Below are 16,539 nucleotides of genomic sequence, written 5' to 3'. Positions count from 1 at the left end.
TTAAAGTTTAAAAATAAATTTAGTGGAAATTTTGCAAAGAGCCTATGCTTTTGCTAAAAAATTTTGGTAGGAAGATTGCACTGAAACCGTGCCATCTGACAGGATTTTTTCTAAATTTAGAAATTCGATTTTGTTTACTGATGCAGGATCAAAGTCTTTTTGAACTCTCACATAATTTTCTGTGAAGCCAAACATTTTCCCGTCTTTATTTTCGTGCTCCCAAAGAACAGGAAGCGATTTACCTAGTTGGGTCTGATAGAATGCCATTTTCTTCTTTTCAGAAAGAATTCTAAGCATTTTATTACGTTTTTTTCTTTCAGCTACTGGAACAACGCCTTCCATTGCAGCGGCCTCCGTATTTTCTCTTTCAGAATAAGTAAATACGTGAAGGTAAGTAATAGGAAGTTCATTAAGGAAATTATAAGTCTCCATGAATATTTCCTCGGTTTCTCCCGGGAATCCTACAATAACATCTACACCAATAGCCGCATCAGGCATTACCTCGCGGATCTTATTTACTCTGTCATTATACAGTTTTGTAAGATAACGACGTTTCATCTTTTTCAAGAGTTCATCGCTTCCGGACTGTAACGGGATATGAAAATGCGGAACAAAGCTTTTACTTTTAGAAACCAGCTCAATACTTTCATCTTTCAACAGATTGGGTTCAATAGAAGATATACGGATTCTTTCAATCCCTTCTACTTTATCCAGTTCTGAAATAAGGTCAAGGAAAGTATGTTCGTGTCTTTTATTTCCGAATTCTCCTTTACCATAATCACCGATATTCACCCCTGTAAGAACAATTTCTTTGATATCTTTTGCAGCAATTTCTGTAGCATTTCTGAGAACATTCTCAATAGTATCGGAACGTGAAATTCCTCTTGCTAACGGAATCGTACAGTATGTGCATTTATAATCACAACCATCCTGTACTTTCAGGAAAGCTCTGGTTCTGTCACCAATAGAGTAACTTCCAATAAAGAAGTCTGTTTCTTCAATTTCACATGAGTGAACTACTCCTTCACTTTCAGACTTCTCTAAATCGTCAAGGTAGCTCAGAATATTGAATTTTTCTTTTGCTCCTAAAACAAGATCAACTCCTTCAATTTGTGAAATTTCTTCAGGTTTCAATTGTGCATAGCATCCAACAATAACTACCAGTCCTTCCGGATTGGCTTTCATTGCTCTTTTTACGTGCAGTTTACACTCACGGTCAGCATTTTCTGTCACAGAACACGTATTGATAACATACACATTCGCTTTATCATCAAAACTTACCTTATCATAACCTGCATCTGTTAATTGACGGGCAATAGTAGATGTTTCTGCAAAATTTAATTTGCAGCCAAGTGTATGAAACGCGGCAGTTCTATGAAAAGTAGACATTTGTTACTCCTGAATTTTATGGGTGCAAAGATAGTAATTTTAATAAGAATCCAAGATTGATTCAATCTATTGTTTATATTCATCCCTTACTTCAGGACTGTTTTGAAAGCAGACGGGTGATGAATTGGTATCTGGCTCATTGTTTAAAAACTTGTTTTTCATTTCTGTATTAAACTCTTGAGAATGGTTTCTGGGAATAGACAGCGTATTCCAGTTTTCATTTTTTATCATTTTCGCGATATAAACAATCTGACCGATATGATAAGGATAGTGAGCCAACTGGCGGAGAACGGCATCAATAATGGAATGCGCTTCCCCTCTGATATAAGTTGTTGAATACAAATTATCGTCATTTATCTTTTCAAGAGCATCAAAAAAACATTCCCAGCCTTTTTCCCAAAAATCAAGCACCTCTTCTTTAGTTGTAAATGTATTGACAAACTCTCCGTCACGGTTACGCCATGATTTCTCTCCATCTTCAGTAAGAAAATTAGTCCATCTTGAAAGCATATTTCCTGCTAGATGCTTCACAATGACAGCAATAGAATTACTTTCATCATTATACTGCCAGAACATCTGCTCATCGGTAAGCTGCCCAAATGTTTTATCTCCCAGGGATTTATAATATTCAAAACGTTTTACGAGCAAGTCTTTCATTTTTTTCTATTTTGATAACCAATTTAAAACCTTTCAAAAATAAAAATCACTTCAAACGAAGTGATTTTATCTATGTATTATATTTATTCTTATTCCCTGTTTTTCACCAATACCCAGCCTGTAAATTTGATTGCTGTACTATTTTTATCATTTTCATTCCATGTGATAGAATACCAGTAAGTTCCGGTAGGCACTCTTCTTCCACCCTGTGTACCATCCCATTTATAACCATTTGATTTGTCAGCCTGGAAAATTTTGTTTCCGTAACGGTCAAAAATATTCATGATCAGGTTTTGTTTGCTGCCTAATGCTGAATAATCAATTACATCATTCACTCCATCTGCATTCGGGGTAATAACGTTAACCAAATTAGGTACAACCACTCCTATTTCTATCGGATCACAATCGTAAGCATCTTTCACGTATACTTTATGATCTCCTCTCGAAAGATTATTAAAAACATTGGAGTCCTGCCAAATGATATTGTCTATTGAATATTTATATGCCGGATTTCCTCCTGTTACAGATATTGTAATTGTATTATTCGAAATATCAATTCTGGAAACAACCGGCTGTTCGGAAGGGAGTACTTTTACCGTTTGTAAAGCAATACATTCTCCTGTTTTAAGCTTTACCCAATACACTCCAATTCCTGCTTTGATTGTTTGGGTAGTGGCATCTGTACTCCATTCGTAGCTTTTGAATCCTGGCCCCGCATCCAGCGTGGTCTGATCTTCTGCACAAATGGTCACATCTTTAAGGGTAGCAGAATATACCGGCGTAATAACGACTAAAGTAATTCTGGCTACGGTATAACATCCCTGAGCATTGGAAACTCTTACATATACAAATCCGTTAGGAGCAATATAATTATTAGCATTCAGAATTTCGTTAGTCTGATTAATGGCATCCGTCATTGAAGGATAATATTTTTTTGTAGGATTTGTCTGACCTGTTACTGAAGCATTTACGAGATTAAAAGAAGCTGTGGATGGATTGCCCTCGATGAAGCATGATCTCAGTGTCACTTCATTCACAACGACTACCGGATAAAATTTCAAGGTGATCTGTGCAACCGCAGTACAGCCAAATTCTGAGATTACTTTTACATAAACCATCCCTTCCGCAGATACAAATGCCATAGGAGCCGTAATCTCATTGATACCAGTAGTAAGATCCGACATCGTATGATAGTATTTTTTAGTGACATTCGGGTTTCCAATAACATCTGCAGTAGTTAAATCAAATAAAGCTGTACCAGCATTATTATTGTTACACTCGGTTAATGTAACATTTTTAACGGTAATAGAACCGTCTTTGAATTTAAATACCCCCACCTGTTTACATTTATTAAGCGGATTGGTGGCATTGGTGGGATCGGTATAATTGATACTGTAATAGTAAACCGTAGTTGTATTTACTGTTTTTGGAGCTGTAATAGGATTATTCCCTGTTAAAGCATCATTCTGACTCAGATGATAACTTACATTGAAGTTTTGATTTCCGTTAAGAATTCCTGCAGACAATGTAGAGAAATCAAACAAAGCTGTACTTGAGCATATTACCACTTCTCTTGGATCAGCAGGATTAGCCGCCGGAATCCCGGGAGGAGTAAATGGCTGCGTCTGGATATTCGGGTCTGTAAACGGTGAAGCCAGTGTGGCAGTTCCACCCCATGTCAAAGAAAACGGAGCCGTTGTAGAACTGGTGCTGCTTACCCAGTTGTCAATAAACAAATAATACGTTTGTCCTGGTAAAACATCCATATATCTGCAATATGGTGTAAGAGAACCTCCTGCAGCACTCAGAAGAGTACTTGTCATATTTAATCCTGTAGCCGGACCAGGCCCAATAACGGTTGCAGCATTACAACGTATGGGTGATCCCAAGCTTCCACAGGTGACATTAGGACCAAAAATAGCCCAGTCATAATCGGCATCCGGATTATTCGGAACCAGATCAAAAGTAAGGGTACCTCCAGTAGCAATTGTAATTTTATACCAGATAGAATTGTGCTCACCGGTAAAATCTATGCAACTTCCTGAGTTTACCAATTCTTTTATATCACCATATCCGGTGGGACTATAAGTGATATTTGAGTTTCCGCAGACGGACAATGCTGTAGCACAATCTGCCTGAGAATAATAAGTATGAGAGATGCATAGAAGTATGAAAAGTAGAAGTTTTCTCATAGATTACATGTTTTTATGGTTCATTAGTTACACATCGTATTGATATTCAACGTACACCAAATATACCCATATTTTAATTACAAACAACAAAATCTAAATAATTTTAAACTATTTCAAATTAAAATACCAAATAATTTAAAATAGTTCATACAATTACAGATTAAAGCACGAAATAATTAAACACACCAATCAAAAGACAAAACTTTTATTTTATACTGGTAATATTCCCACACAGATTTTCAAGGTGAAATATTTTATGGAAAGGACTTTTCACTTCTGTCAAATGTTCTTTATCCTGGATAAAGGTATATCTTGAAGCAATAGAATTCATATCTGAGACAATCACGAGCCAGCATTCATCCACTGAAGTGTCGTAGTAAGGAAATTTTTCATTTTTCTTTTCAATGAGTTCCAGAATCTTTTCCGAGCAGAGTTCATCAAAAAGGTTCATACTGTATTCGTGGGTGATAAAAACATTTCTGCGGTGAAAAGATTTTCTTACACTTTTTACACACCCCACAGCTTTATTTTTTTTGATGCTTTTATAAATACTGATAATATTTTCCTGCTGTGCTTCCAGATGATCAAATTTAGTTTCTGGGTGGAATTCTAAAAAATAAACACCACGATATTTCGTAGTGTCTTCCTGTTCTAATAATATTTCTGCCTGACGGAACATTTTATTCAATGTACTTTCCACTTTCTTCATTTCCAGATGATTGATCACTTCAGTCAGTTCTATTCCAATTTTTTTGTCGTTTAACTTTGCGATAAAGTCTGGACTTTCGCAGGTAAGGTTTTCAAATTTCACTTCGGGGAAGTGATGCATAAAAGAATTGAGAAGCAGAATCTCGGATTTCTTTCTGTATTTTTCACGGTCATGAAGCGGAGATTCGTCTATGGTACGGTGATACTTCTCTATGGGCTTTTTTTTCAAATGCCTGTTCAAATAATATAAACTCAGATTCTTTATCAGATCTTCCTCAGAAAACGTCTTTTTCATGTGTGGTATTTTTATTTAATTAAGAACACATGCAGCCATGGGCTTTCATCGTTAAAAGTTTTTGATAATCAAAAATTTACACATTTAAAGGTAAGTAAAAAAACAATTCAACACTTAGTTTTCACATTAATTTATCTGTTAATTAATGTAAAGTTTATTTTCATAATTAATACCTTTGCCTTTTCTAACACAAACGCACATTTATGGATTTTAGGAATTTCAAAATACCCTACAATATCAATCCTCAATATTCCAAAAAAACCGCCTATTTCTCGATGGAATTTGCTCTTGAGCAGGTACTTAAAATATATTCGGGAGGACTTGGCTTTCTGGCAGGATCGCATATGAGAAGCGCCTACAATCTTAAGCAGGACCTTATAGGAATTGGTATTCTATGGAAGTTTGGTTATTATGACCAGGCAAGAAACCATGATCAGACTTTACAGCCTGTATGGACGAGAAAAATGTACAGTTTTCTGGAAGACACCGGAATAAAATTTCAAATCGAAATTCACAGTGCTCCGGTTTGGGTAAAAGTATGGTACCTTGATCCTGAAACGTTCAATACGGCACCCATGTTTTTCCTGTCCACAGATGTTCCGGAAAATGATCATGTTTCCAAAACAATCTGCCACAAATTATATGATGCCAATGAATCTACCAAGCTTGCTCAATATATTTTATTAGGCAAAGGAGGCGCAAAATTATTGGACGAACTGAATATTGAAAGAGATGTTTATCATCTTAACGAAGCTCACGGACTTCCTGCAGCTTTCTATTTATTGAAAAAATACAACGGAGACCTCAATAAAGTTAAGGAAAAACTGGTTTTCACAACGCATACCCCTGAAGAAGCTGGAAATGAAAAACATAGTTTCAGATTATGTTATGATATGTCCTATTTCTCTGGCTACAGCATGGAAGAAGTGAAAAAGATTGAAGGTTCTGATGATGACCGTTTTAACCATTCTCTTTGTGCATTAAAGATGGCCAGAATCGCCAACGGAGTTTCTCAGCTTCATGGTGTGGTTTCCAGAGCAATGTGGAATAAATATTCTGACATCTGTGAAATTACGTCTATCACCAACGCTCAGGAATTTAAATATTGGTCTGATAAACCTTTATACAATGCCAAAGATGAAAATGATGCAACCGTTTTTGACTACCGTAAAAAGTATTTGAAGAAAAAGCTTTTCAGTATTGTTGCAGATCAAACGGGAAATTTATTTAACCCTAACATTTTTACCATTGTATGGGCCAGAAGGTTTGCAGGCTACAAAAGAGCAGATCTTCTTTTACACGACAAAGAAAGATTCTACAGGCTTCTGAATAACCCTAAATATCCGGTACAGATCATTTGGGCAGGAAAACCTTATCCAATGGACTATTCAGCCATTTCCACATTCAATACTTTGGTTGAGGAAAGTAAAAATCATAAAAGTATGGCTGTTCTTACGGGATATGAACTTAGCTTAAGTAAATCTTTAAAACAAGGTTCAGATCTATGGCTTAACAACCCAAGAGTTCCAAGGGAAGCTTCAGGAACTTCCGGCATGACCGCTGCCATGAACGGTTCAGTGAATTTATCCACTGATGACGGATGGATCCCGGAATTTGCAAAACATAGAGAAAACTCTTTCGTTGTTCCAAAAGCAGATTATCTGAATATGAGCATCTATGAACAGGATAATTATGATTTGAATACATTATATGAAATCCTTGAAAACGAAATTCTTCCAACCTATTATGATCATCCTGACCAATGGAGAAAAATCCAGCACAATGCGATGAATGATGTGAAAGATCATTTCAATAGTGACAGGATGGCGGATGAATATTATAGAGTACTTTATAATGAAACAAAATAGAGAAAATGCAAATCTGCAATTTCACCTCTTATACATCAATGCCCGGAAAATTTCCGGGCATTGATGTATAGATTTATTTACTTTTTTTTCTTTGCAGGCACTTTCAGTCCTTTTTCTTTTGCTTCGGAAATACCGATGGCTACGGCTTGCTTTCTGCTTGTCACTTTCTTACCGGAAGAAGATTTCAATTTTCCTTCCTTAAATTCGTGCATCACTTTTCCTACTTTGTCCTGAGCTTTTTCTGAATATTTAGTCTTGCTCATGATTTGATTTTTTAAGATTTTGGCAGGGAAACCCCTATTTCATAAACGCAGGCATGCTTCAAATACTTTGAACGCTCTCTTGACGTTACCGATTCAAAATGATCATTTTTGAGCACAATAATCGGATCTTCCGCATTTTCAATTTCAAAGTTGGCGAAATATCTTTCATCGGGTGGAGATTGCTGTTGTCTCGCTTTAATTTTTTGCAATTCATCCGCATATTTTCTGAATCCAGGATCTGAGGAGTGAATAAATTTGTATTCATCGCCTGCATCCACATGGTAATGAAGTTTTTTCTCTATCAAACCTGCTTCATCAGTAATTTCGGGATTATCATTCCCATCTCTAAATACTACTTCTACCAATGTTCCTCCTTTTTTATGTGCGCATTCTTCTGCGTCGTTAAAACTGGAAAAACCTGTATAAACAATCTGGTCGTTTAATACATAACGGTTCAGTTTCTGGTTGTATGCATTCGTTTCCATAATTATCATTTGATTTGATTTATAGTTATTATATATTCAATTTTTTTGCCAAATTGTCTTTTTTCAAAAATTTCATTATTGAATATTATTATAATACAAAAAAGGATATCGAATCCTGATTTTGCATTTTATATGGTTATATAAGTAAGAATTATTAAATTTGGAATCATTAAAATTGAAAATGAAAAAACTCCTATTAACTCTTACCGTTGCTGCTGTATTCCAAAATGTATCGGCACAGGAAATTACTTTAGATAAAATATATTCAGGATATTACCGTGGAAAAGGGATCGCAGGAATCACTTCCATGAAAAATGGTGAAAATTATCTTGTGATTGAACCATCAGGAATTGCAAAATATTCTTACAAAACTTCACAGAAGGAAGGAAATCTTGTGGATGGAAAATTTGAAAGCTATATTTTTTCTGACGATGAATCTAAAATCCTTTTACAGACAGGCAGCCAGCCTATTTACAGACATTCTTTCCTGGGGAAATTCGATGTAAAAGATTTAAAATCCGGAAAAGTAATCAGTCTGAATGAGGGTAAAACGGTTCAGGAGCCTACATTTTCTCCGGATGCAACAAAAGTGGCATTCATTTCTGATAACAATTTATTCTACCAGGACATTGCTTCAGGAAAAATCACACAGATTACTACTGACGGTAAAAAGAACTCAATACTGAATGGTTTGGCTGATTGGGTTTATGAAGAGGAATTCGGACATGCGAGACAGTATGAATGGACCAAAAATTCTGATGCAATCGTATTTGTAAAATCTGACGAAGGACAGGTTCCGGAAATCTATATTCCCATCTACGGAAAAAGCTTGTACCCAGCTGAGATGCGTTATAAATATCCAAAAGCTGGAGAAAAAAACTCTATAGTTTCTGCACAGCTATATCGTCTTGACAATGGAAAAACGATGCAGCTTAACTTAGGTTCTTTCAAAAATTATTATATCCCGAATGTATTCCAGACTGCAAAACCAGATGAAATTGTTTTAATTACTTCTGAGAGAATTCAGAATGCCTCAGATATTTTAAAGGTAAATACTAAAACAGGAACCGTTCAGAAGCTATTTACTGAAACTGATGATAAATGGATCGATACAGACAGTCCTACTCTGGAATTCCTTGAAGATGATTCTTTCCTTTGGGCTTCTGAAAGAGATGGAAACCGCCACCTTTACTGGTATGATAAAGATGGTAAGCTTAAAAAGCAGATCACAAAAGGGAACTGGGAAGTAACTGATTATTATGGATTCAATCCAAAATCAAAAGAAATTTACGTTCAGACTACCGAGAAAGGAAGTATTAATAAGGTAGTTTCCAAAGTAAATATTGAAAACGGAAAATCTCAGCTGATCTCCAATGCAGAAGGAAACAACGCTGCGAATTTCAGCAAAAACTATAATTACTTCATTGAAACCTCTTCTACAGCCGCAAAACCTTATACTTATGTTTTAAAAGACGGGAATGGAAAAGCGGTAAAAGAACTTCAGAACAACAATGATCAGTTACAGAAATTAAAAACAGATAATTTTGTTAAAAAAGAATTCATCACTATTCCAAATGCGGTAGGCGATCAGATGAATGCGTGGATCATGAAACCTAAAAACTTTGATCCGAATAAAAAATATCCTTTATTTATGTTCCAATATTCCGGACCTGGATCTCAGCAGGTCGCCAATTCATGGGATAACGGAAATGCAATGTGGTTTAATCATCTTGTACAAAAAGGATATATTGTGGCTTGTGTAGACGGACGTGGAACGGGGTATAAAGGGGCAAAATACAAGAAAGTAACCTATATGAATTTAGGGAAATATGAGATTGAAGATCAGATTACTGCAGCGAAGTGGTTTGGAAACCAATCTTATATTGATAAAAGCAGAATCGGAATGTTCGGATGGAGCTTCGGTGGCTACATGACCAGTCTGGCAATGACTAAAGGAGCAGATGTTTTCAAAATGGGAATTGCTGTAGCACCGGTAACCAACTGGAGATATTACGACTCTGTATACACAGAAAGATTTATGAGAACACCTCAGGAAAATCCTGATGGATATGATAAAAACTCTCCTACAGAATATGCAAACCTGTTGAAAGGTAAATTCTTATTAATCCACGGAACTGCCGATGACAACGTTCACTTCCAGAACTCTATGGAGTTTTCTGAAGCTTTGATTCAAAACAAAAAACAGTTTGATTTCATGGCTTACCCGGATAAAAACCACGGAATTTATGGTGGACAGACAAGACCTCAGTTGTATCAGAAAATGACTGATTTCATTTTGAATAATTTATAAATTATATAGTTAAGAAAGTAAATTAACAGCTTACTATAAGAAAAATAAAATTTCACACTAAAAACCTCTTCATGAATGGAGAGGTTTTTATATTTATTTTATTAATCATTTCGCTAGAGTATTATTTATTTTATCAATTAAAATTAAAAACTTATTTTTGGGAAATTTGAAAATTGAATATATGAAGACTAAACATCCTAAAGGGCTGCCCTTCCTCTTTTTTACAGAAATGTGGGAGCGTTTCGGGTATTACCTGATTCTTGGAATCTTTGTTCTATATGTTATTGAGCCTACGGGTATGAAAGGCGGACTTGGACTTCCGGATAAAGCTGCTGATGATATTTTTGGAACTTATATTGCTTTAACTTATCTGACTCCCTTCATTGGTGGATTTCTTGCAGACAGAGTTTTAGGATATATTAAATCTATCTATCTGGGAGGTTTTTTAATGGCTGCCGGATATATAGGAATGGGTGTTTTTAAGGATTTACCTTTGTTTTATTCCTCACTTGCATTAATTATTATTGGAAATGGTTTCTTTAAACCTACGATCTCCACATTATTAGGAAACCTTTATTCTGAAGAGCCTTATAAAGCTAATAAAGACTCAGGATATAATATTTTCTATATGGGAATCAATATCGGAGCATTTATCTGTAACATCATTGCTGCATTTATGCGTAATAAATTTGGTTGGGGTGAAGCATTCATCACTGCCGGAGTCGGTATGTTGATTGGGATGGTTATTTTTACCATAGGAAGAAAGCACTATATCCATGCTGCGCAGATGAAACCTGTACAGGAAGGAGATACAAAACTTTCCGAAATCATGCTTAAAGTATTTGTTCCTGCCATTATTGCCGGAGGAATAGGTTGGTTTATCCCTAACAATATTTTTGGAAGTGATAGTACAGATGCCTTTATTTTTGCTTGTGTACCTGTAATTTACTTTTACGCTTCTCTTTACTTCAAAGCGAAACCTGATGAAAAAGCTTCCATCGGAGCATTACTTTCAGTATTTCTGATCAGTATGTTCTTCTGGGCGGTATTCAAACAGAATGGTACAGCTTTAACGAGGTGGGCGAACTATTATACAGACAGAAGTGTTCCTGCTTCTCTTGAAAAACCATTGGAAGACATCTATATGGTGGAAGGTAAAAGCTATGAGAACAAAGAAACTCCGGTGTATGACAATCAGTTCAGATCCCAAAAGGATGACAAAGGAGAGACTAAGAAAGAAATGGGGAAAGATGTTTATTTTAAAAACATCTCCACTGAACAACGAGCCGTTCTTGAGAAGAATCCTGAGAGTAAAGTATTTCTGTACAATACGGAATTATTCCAGTCTATCAATCCGTTCTGGGTTATAGCGCTGACTCCTGTGATTGTTGGATTCTGGGCCTTATTGAGAAGAAAAGGAAAAGAACCTTTAACGCCTACCAAGATTGTTTTAGGATTATTTATATCAGGCCTTTCCTGCCTGGTGATGGTTTTAGCAGTAATGGCCGGAGATAATGGTGCTGTAAAGGTGTCTCCCCTATGGCTTGTTGCCAGCTATGGAGTAATTACCATCGGGGAATTATGTTTGTCTCCAATGGGGCTTTCATTCGTTTCAAAACTTTCTCCTGCAAGGATCACCGCATTGATGATGGGAGGTTTCTTCCTGGCCAACTCTGTGGGAAATAAGCTTTCAGGAATCCTGGCAAGTACGTGGTATAATTACGAAAACAAGACGAATTACTTCCTTGTCAACTTCGGTTTGTTAATATTTGCTACACTTTTAGGTCTTTCTATGTTAAAAAGACTGAACAAAATCATGAAAGAAAAAGGGCATTAATCCTTGATATTATAACGATTAGCAAGCTGCGGAATAGTTCCGCAGCTTTTTTATTTAAAAATAAAATTAAAACCTTGCCAAAAACCCAAAATAAACTATATTTGTCAGTCTTAACAAAAATTAACAATAGAAATGGATAATATTGAAGCATTGAGTCCGAAACCGGATGAATTTGTAGAGAATAAGAATTCCAGGCATCCTAAAGGATTATGGGTTCTTTTCGGAACAGAAATGTGGGAGCGTTTCAACTTTTATGGGATGAGAGCACTTTTGACGCTCTTCATGGTAAATTCCTTATTAATAAAAGAAGCTGATGCTGCAATCATCTATGGTGGATTTCTAGCGTTATGTTATTTAACACCTCTTTTGGGAGGATTTATTGCTGATAAGTATATCGGAAATAGATTCGCGATCATCATTGGAGGATCATTAATGGCTATTGGTCAGTTCTTATTATTCATTAGTGCTTCAACTTTCTCAGCAGACATTGGAAGTGCTAAAATGATTATGTGGCTGGCATTGTTCGTTATCATTTTTGGTAATGGATTCTTCAAACCGAATATTTCCTCAATGGTAGGAAGCCTTTATCCAAAACAGGAAAAATCTAAACTGGATTCTGCTTTCACCATCTTCTATATGGGGATCAACATCGGAGCATTCTTAGGTCAGTTTATCTGTCCATACGTAGGAGATGTAAAAGATGCTGCGACTGGCGTAAGAGATATTTTTGCTTTCAAATGGGGATTCTTAGCCGCTTCTATCGCAATGATAATTGGAACAATAACATTCTTTATCCTTAAAAACAAGTATGTAGTAACTCCGGAAGGAAGACCTATCGGAGGATTACCAAAAAACAATACAAGTGCTGACTTTGAAGAAGGAGAAACGCAAACAGCTAAATTCTCTGGTCAGGCTTTAGGAATCACTGGGGGAATATTTATTATTTTATTCTTTGCTTTTAGATATCTTCTGGTAGGAGAATTTGGATTTAAAGCGGTAGAAATGGGTCAGCTGATCAAGGGGATTATTTATCCTTTCATCTATGCAGCTGGTATTTCTCTTGCCTTCCTGATTATGTCTTCTGCTGAAAACAAGATTGAGAGACAAAGAATCTGGGTAATTTATATCGTTTCTTTCTTCATTATCTTTTTCTGGGCAGCTTTCGAACAGGCAGGATCTTCGTTAACATTTATCGCAGATAACCAGACGGATAGAAATATTTTCGGATGGAATATGCCACCTTCAATGGTTCAGATCTTCAACGGAATTTTCGTAGTTCTTTTGGCCGTTCCTTTCAGCTTATGTTGGGATAAACTAAGAGCAAAAGGAAAAGAGCCGGTATCTCCATTCAAACAAGCAATGGGATTAGCATTAATCGCTCTTTCTTATTTCATCATTGCACACAATGTAAAAGATTTAGGAAGTTCAGGTTTATTAGCAATCAAATGGCTAATGCTATTGTACTTCATCCAAACTTGTGGTGAGCTTTGTCTTTCTCCAATCGGTTTATCACTAGTAGGTAAACTGGCTCCAAAAAGATTTGCTTCATTACTATATGGTGTATTCTTCATTTCTAACGCTGCCGGTTATGCATTAGCTGGTTCATTAGGAGCACTTATCCCTGCAACAGGTGATAAATTCAAAAAAGCGGAAGAAATAGGAGTTAATCTCCAGGATGTATTAGATAAAAAAGTAACCTTAACTGCAGATCAGGTAGCTGCTTTTGATAAGGCTCAGTTACCATTACACAACCCTACATTTGTAGGATTTGAGATCCATAACCTATTCGAATTCTTTATGGTATTCGTAGTACTTTGTGGTATCGCTTCTGTGATTTTAGGTTTAATTTCACCTATCTTAAAGAAAATGATGCACGGTGTAAACTAACTGCATTAACAAAATATGAATAAAACCTCTGCTAAGTCAGAGGTTTTTTTTATTTTCGTACGATGGAAATATTTGATGACTGCATCAAAATTTGAGCTCAGCTTATGTCATATTTTTCCGCTCAAATGATTAAAAAACAATGTATTTGCCAGCAAATACCTGCTGTACCTCCCAAAAGAAGAAGAATTAAAACAAATTATCGACCAGGACAGAATCCGTTTTGAACTGGATCAGGAAAATAAAAACCCTTAATTAAAACTTAATCATATATCATTATGAGCTTAACTTTAGATGAAATACAAAATTTCAAAGGAAAATACCCTAGGCAAATCTGGAGTCTGTTTTTCTCTGAAATGTGGGAACGTTTCTGTTTCTACGGAATGCGCGGAATGCTGGTTTTCTTTATGATCTCCCAGCTTAATTTCCATGAAAAAGAAGCCAATCTTCAGTATGGTGCCACACAGGCTTTCGTATATGCCTTTACCTTTATAGGCGGCCTTTTTGCAGATAAAATTTTAGGATTCAGAAAATCCCTGTTTTGGGGTGGTCTTCTGATGATTGTAGGAAGTTTAATTCTTGCTACAGACCCGCATAAATTCTTTTTTCTGGGAATAGCATTCACCGTAGTGGGCACAGGTTTCTTTAAACCTAATATTTCATCCATGGTGGGACAGCTTTATAAACCTAATGATTCAAGGGCTGATGCAGGCTTTTCGCTTTTCTATGCAGGAATTAATCTTGGAGCATTATTAGGAGGTTATTTGTGTATTGCTATTGGTAAAGGAGAATTCCTAAGTAACATCATTGCAGAAGAAATGAGATGGCATATTGCTTTCGGACTGGCTGCAATAGTAATGGTGATAAGCTTAATTAACTTCGTATTTACTCAAAAAACATTAGGTACCATAGGTCTACAGCCTGGACATCCTTTAGCTGAAACAAAAACTGCTCCTATTCCAAAATGGAAAGAATACGGAGTATATGTTCTGTCATTGGTTTTCGTACCAATTATTATGACAATGGTTGCTAAGACAGAGTATACAGATTATTTCATGTGGACCATCGGACCATTGACATTGATCTATTTATTCTATGAAATGTCTAAAGTAACAGCTTCAGAACGTAAAAAACTTTGGGCTGCATTGGTTTTCATTATATTTTCAATTGTATTCTGGGGAATCTATGAGCAAAGTGGAGGTTCTTTAAGTATTTTTGCAGCTAAGAATCTAAACAAAGACCTTTTCGGATTAGACCCGAATGGAGTGAATAACTCAGGAGGTGCTTTCTTTATTATTTTCCTTGCTCCCCTTATTGGACTTCTTTGGATCTGGCTGAACAAAAGAAAATTTGAACCTAATACCATTATCAAATTCGGATTAGGATTCATTTTCTTAGGATTAGGATATTATGTCTTATTTGCTACCCGATTATTTGCAGATCTACAGGGAATCACTTCATTGAATTTCTTCACATTGGCACTATTAATCATTACCCTCGGAGAACTATGTCTCTCTCCTATCGGATTATCCATCATGACGAAGCTGTCTACTAAAAATCTTCAAGGAATGATGATGGGAATGTGGTTCCTGGCTTCCGCTTATGGACAGTATGTTGCAGGGATTATCGGAGCCAGCCTTGCTACTTCAAAAGAAGGGTCTACCAACTATGATGCTTTGATCACTTATACTGATGGATATAAACAATTGGGATTATACGCGGTAATTGCCGGAGTGGTATTAATTTTGATATCTCCGTACGTGAAAAAATTAATGCAGGAAGTAAAATAAAAAAATAAGTTATTATGCTTATTTTTACCTAAATATCACAATATGAAGAAAATTTTAAGCATAGTTCTCTTACTTTTATTAAATTTCAGTTTTGCTCAGGTAAAGTGGATGACCATTGAGGAAGCTTTAAAAGCCCAAAAGGAAAATCCTAAAAAAATACTTATTGATTTTTATGCAGACTGGTGTGGCCCATGCAAAATCATGGACAAAAAAACTTACGGGCATCCTGTTATTGCTCAGAATCTGAACGAAAATTATTATCCTGTAAAGTTTAATGCAGAAGAAAAAAAGAGTATTGATATCTTTGGAAGAACATTTTCTAATCCCAATACTGAGCAGAGAAAAGGAAAAAATTCACTGCATGAGTTTACACAGTATATGAATGTAGGCGCTGTTCCAAGTACCGTATTTCTTGATGAGCATGGCGATCCTATCACCATTCTTCAGGGAGAATTATCTGCTAAAGAGCTGGAACCCTATCTGGAACTGATCTCAAAAGATTTATTCAAAAAGATTAAAACCAGAGAACAATGGGAAGATTACCAGAAAAAATTTAAATCTAAAATCAAAGATTAGACTTTAAACTTCAAAAGTTTTTAATAATACGGCTTTCAGAACAATCTGAAAGCCTTTTTTTATACTTACGATCTAAATAAAAGAAACCTGGGATAAAATTATTATCAATACCCTGCCACAAGCTCTGTTGAAATTGTTATTTTCATGGTTGTAACAGTGCATTTCTGTTTTTGCTTCCAATCTTATCAATTTAACTTTGTTAACCGAATTCAGATTAAATACAGTGTTTCCACCCTGTAAATTCAATAAAAATCCTCTACGTACTATTTTGGTAAATGATAACC

At 35.8% G+C, this 16,539-nt stretch carries 12 protein-coding genes; 6 read left to right on the top strand and 6 right to left on the bottom strand.

Translation table 11 applies throughout. The annotated features are described in order from the left end of the window. Positions 1-42: 42 nt before the first annotated feature. From mtaB to GFU89_RS19415, 4 genes are all read right to left on the bottom strand, one after another. Entirely contained in the window at positions 43-1,389 is a 1,347-nt protein-coding gene (gene mtaB, locus GFU89_RS19430; protein ID WP_318848696.1) for a tRNA (N(6)-L-threonylcarbamoyladenosine(37)-C(2))-methylthiotransferase MtaB, read from the bottom strand. A gap of 66 nt (positions 1,390-1,455) precedes the next feature. Next, entirely contained in the window at positions 1,456-2,046 is a 591-nt protein-coding gene (locus tag GFU89_RS19425) for a DUF1572 family protein (protein WP_318848695.1), read from the bottom strand. An 89-nt stretch (positions 2,047-2,135) separates the two neighbouring features. Next, the gene (locus GFU89_RS19420) at positions 2,136-4,238 is read right to left on the bottom strand and encodes a T9SS type B sorting domain-containing protein (RefSeq protein WP_318848694.1); all 2,103 of its coding nucleotides are present in this window, start codon (positions 4,236-4,238) and stop codon (positions 2,136-2,138) included. Positions 4,239-4,443: 205 nt separating this feature from the next. After that, positions 4,444-5,241, bottom strand: a complete 798-nt coding sequence (locus GFU89_RS19415; RefSeq protein WP_318848693.1) for a hypothetical protein — start codon at positions 5,239-5,241, stop codon at positions 4,444-4,446. 203 nt (positions 5,242-5,444) lie between these two features. Between GFU89_RS19415 and glgP the strand changes: the two genes are divergently transcribed. Next, positions 5,445-7,109 carry an alpha-glucan family phosphorylase gene (gene glgP / locus GFU89_RS19410; RefSeq protein WP_318848692.1) on the top strand — a complete coding sequence of 555 codons (1,665 nt, stop codon included), beginning with the start codon at positions 5,445-5,447 and terminating at the stop codon, positions 7,107-7,109. 77 nt (positions 7,110-7,186) lie between these two features. Here the strand turns inward: glgP and GFU89_RS19405 are convergent, their stop codons facing one another. Then, positions 7,187-7,372, bottom strand: a complete 186-nt coding sequence (locus GFU89_RS19405) for a DUF6496 domain-containing protein (RefSeq protein WP_318848691.1) — start codon at positions 7,370-7,372, stop codon at positions 7,187-7,189. An 11-nt stretch (positions 7,373-7,383) separates the two neighbouring features. Then, entirely contained in the window at positions 7,384-7,857 is a 474-nt protein-coding gene (locus GFU89_RS19400; protein ID WP_318848690.1) for a hypothetical protein, read from the bottom strand. A 181-nt stretch (positions 7,858-8,038) separates the two neighbouring features. Here GFU89_RS19400 and GFU89_RS19395 point away from each other — a divergent pair, with 181 nt between their 5' ends. From GFU89_RS19395 to GFU89_RS19375, 5 genes are all read left to right on the top strand, one after another. After that, a complete protein-coding gene (locus tag GFU89_RS19395; RefSeq protein ID WP_318848689.1) occupies positions 8,039-10,168 on the top strand; it encodes a S9 family peptidase in 2,130 nt (709 codons plus the stop codon). Positions 10,169-10,349: 181 nt separating this feature from the next. Beyond that, positions 10,350-12,005, top strand: coding sequence for a peptide MFS transporter (locus GFU89_RS19390; protein ID WP_318848688.1), 1,656 nt, complete (start codon positions 10,350-10,352; stop codon positions 12,003-12,005). 132 nt (positions 12,006-12,137) lie between these two features. Then, positions 12,138-13,892 (top strand): peptide MFS transporter, encoded by a 1,755-nt coding sequence (locus tag GFU89_RS19385; RefSeq protein ID WP_318848687.1) that lies wholly within the window; start codon positions 12,138-12,140, stop codon positions 13,890-13,892. Between the two features lie 275 nt (positions 13,893-14,167). Then, complete coding sequence (locus GFU89_RS19380) at positions 14,168-15,679, top strand: peptide MFS transporter (protein ID WP_318848686.1); 1,512 nt, start codon at positions 14,168-14,170, stop codon at positions 15,677-15,679. Between the two features lie 42 nt (positions 15,680-15,721). Continuing rightward, complete coding sequence (locus tag GFU89_RS19375; RefSeq protein WP_318848685.1) at positions 15,722-16,255, top strand: thioredoxin family protein; 534 nt, start codon at positions 15,722-15,724, stop codon at positions 16,253-16,255. Positions 16,256-16,539: the final 284 nt, after the last annotated feature.

The sequence above is a fragment of the Chryseobacterium sp. JV558 genome, from assembly GCF_033712365.1.
Classification (GTDB): domain Bacteria; phylum Bacteroidota; class Bacteroidia; order Flavobacteriales; family Weeksellaceae; genus Chryseobacterium.
The sequence above is the reverse complement of the archived record's forward strand: the minus strand, read 5'-3'. Positions and strand labels throughout refer to the sequence as shown.

Bases quoted from the DNA above. Each gene is read 5' to 3' on its own strand.
- GFU89_RS19390 (WP_318848688.1), top strand. From the start codon at position 10,350: ATGAAGACTAAACATCCTAAAGGGCTGCCCTTCCTCTTTTTTACAGAA.
- GFU89_RS19400 (WP_318848690.1), bottom strand. From the start codon at position 7,857: ATGGAAACGAATGCATACAACCAGAAACTGAACCGTTATGTATTAAAC.
- GFU89_RS19405 (WP_318848691.1), bottom strand. From the start codon at position 7,372: ATGAGCAAGACTAAATATTCAGAAAAAGCTCAGGACAAAGTAGGAAAA.
- GFU89_RS19395 (WP_318848689.1), top strand. From the start codon at position 8,039: ATGAAAAAACTCCTATTAACTCTTACCGTTGCTGCTGTATTCCAAAAT.
- GFU89_RS19380 (WP_318848686.1), top strand. From the start codon at position 14,168: ATGAGCTTAACTTTAGATGAAATACAAAATTTCAAAGGAAAATACCCT.
- glgP (WP_318848692.1), top strand. From the start codon at position 5,445: ATGGATTTTAGGAATTTCAAAATACCCTACAATATCAATCCTCAATAT.
- GFU89_RS19425 (WP_318848695.1), bottom strand. From the start codon at position 2,046: ATGAAAGACTTGCTCGTAAAACGTTTTGAATATTATAAATCCCTGGGA.
- GFU89_RS19375 (WP_318848685.1), top strand. From the start codon at position 15,722: ATGAAGAAAATTTTAAGCATAGTTCTCTTACTTTTATTAAATTTCAGT.
- GFU89_RS19420 (WP_318848694.1), bottom strand. From the start codon at position 4,238: ATGAGAAAACTTCTACTTTTCATACTTCTATGCATCTCTCATACTTAT.
- GFU89_RS19415 (WP_318848693.1), bottom strand. From the start codon at position 5,241: ATGAAAAAGACGTTTTCTGAGGAAGATCTGATAAAGAATCTGAGTTTA.
- GFU89_RS19385 (WP_318848687.1), top strand. From the start codon at position 12,138: ATGGATAATATTGAAGCATTGAGTCCGAAACCGGATGAATTTGTAGAG.
- mtaB (WP_318848696.1), bottom strand. From the start codon at position 1,389: ATGTCTACTTTTCATAGAACTGCCGCGTTTCATACACTTGGCTGCAAA.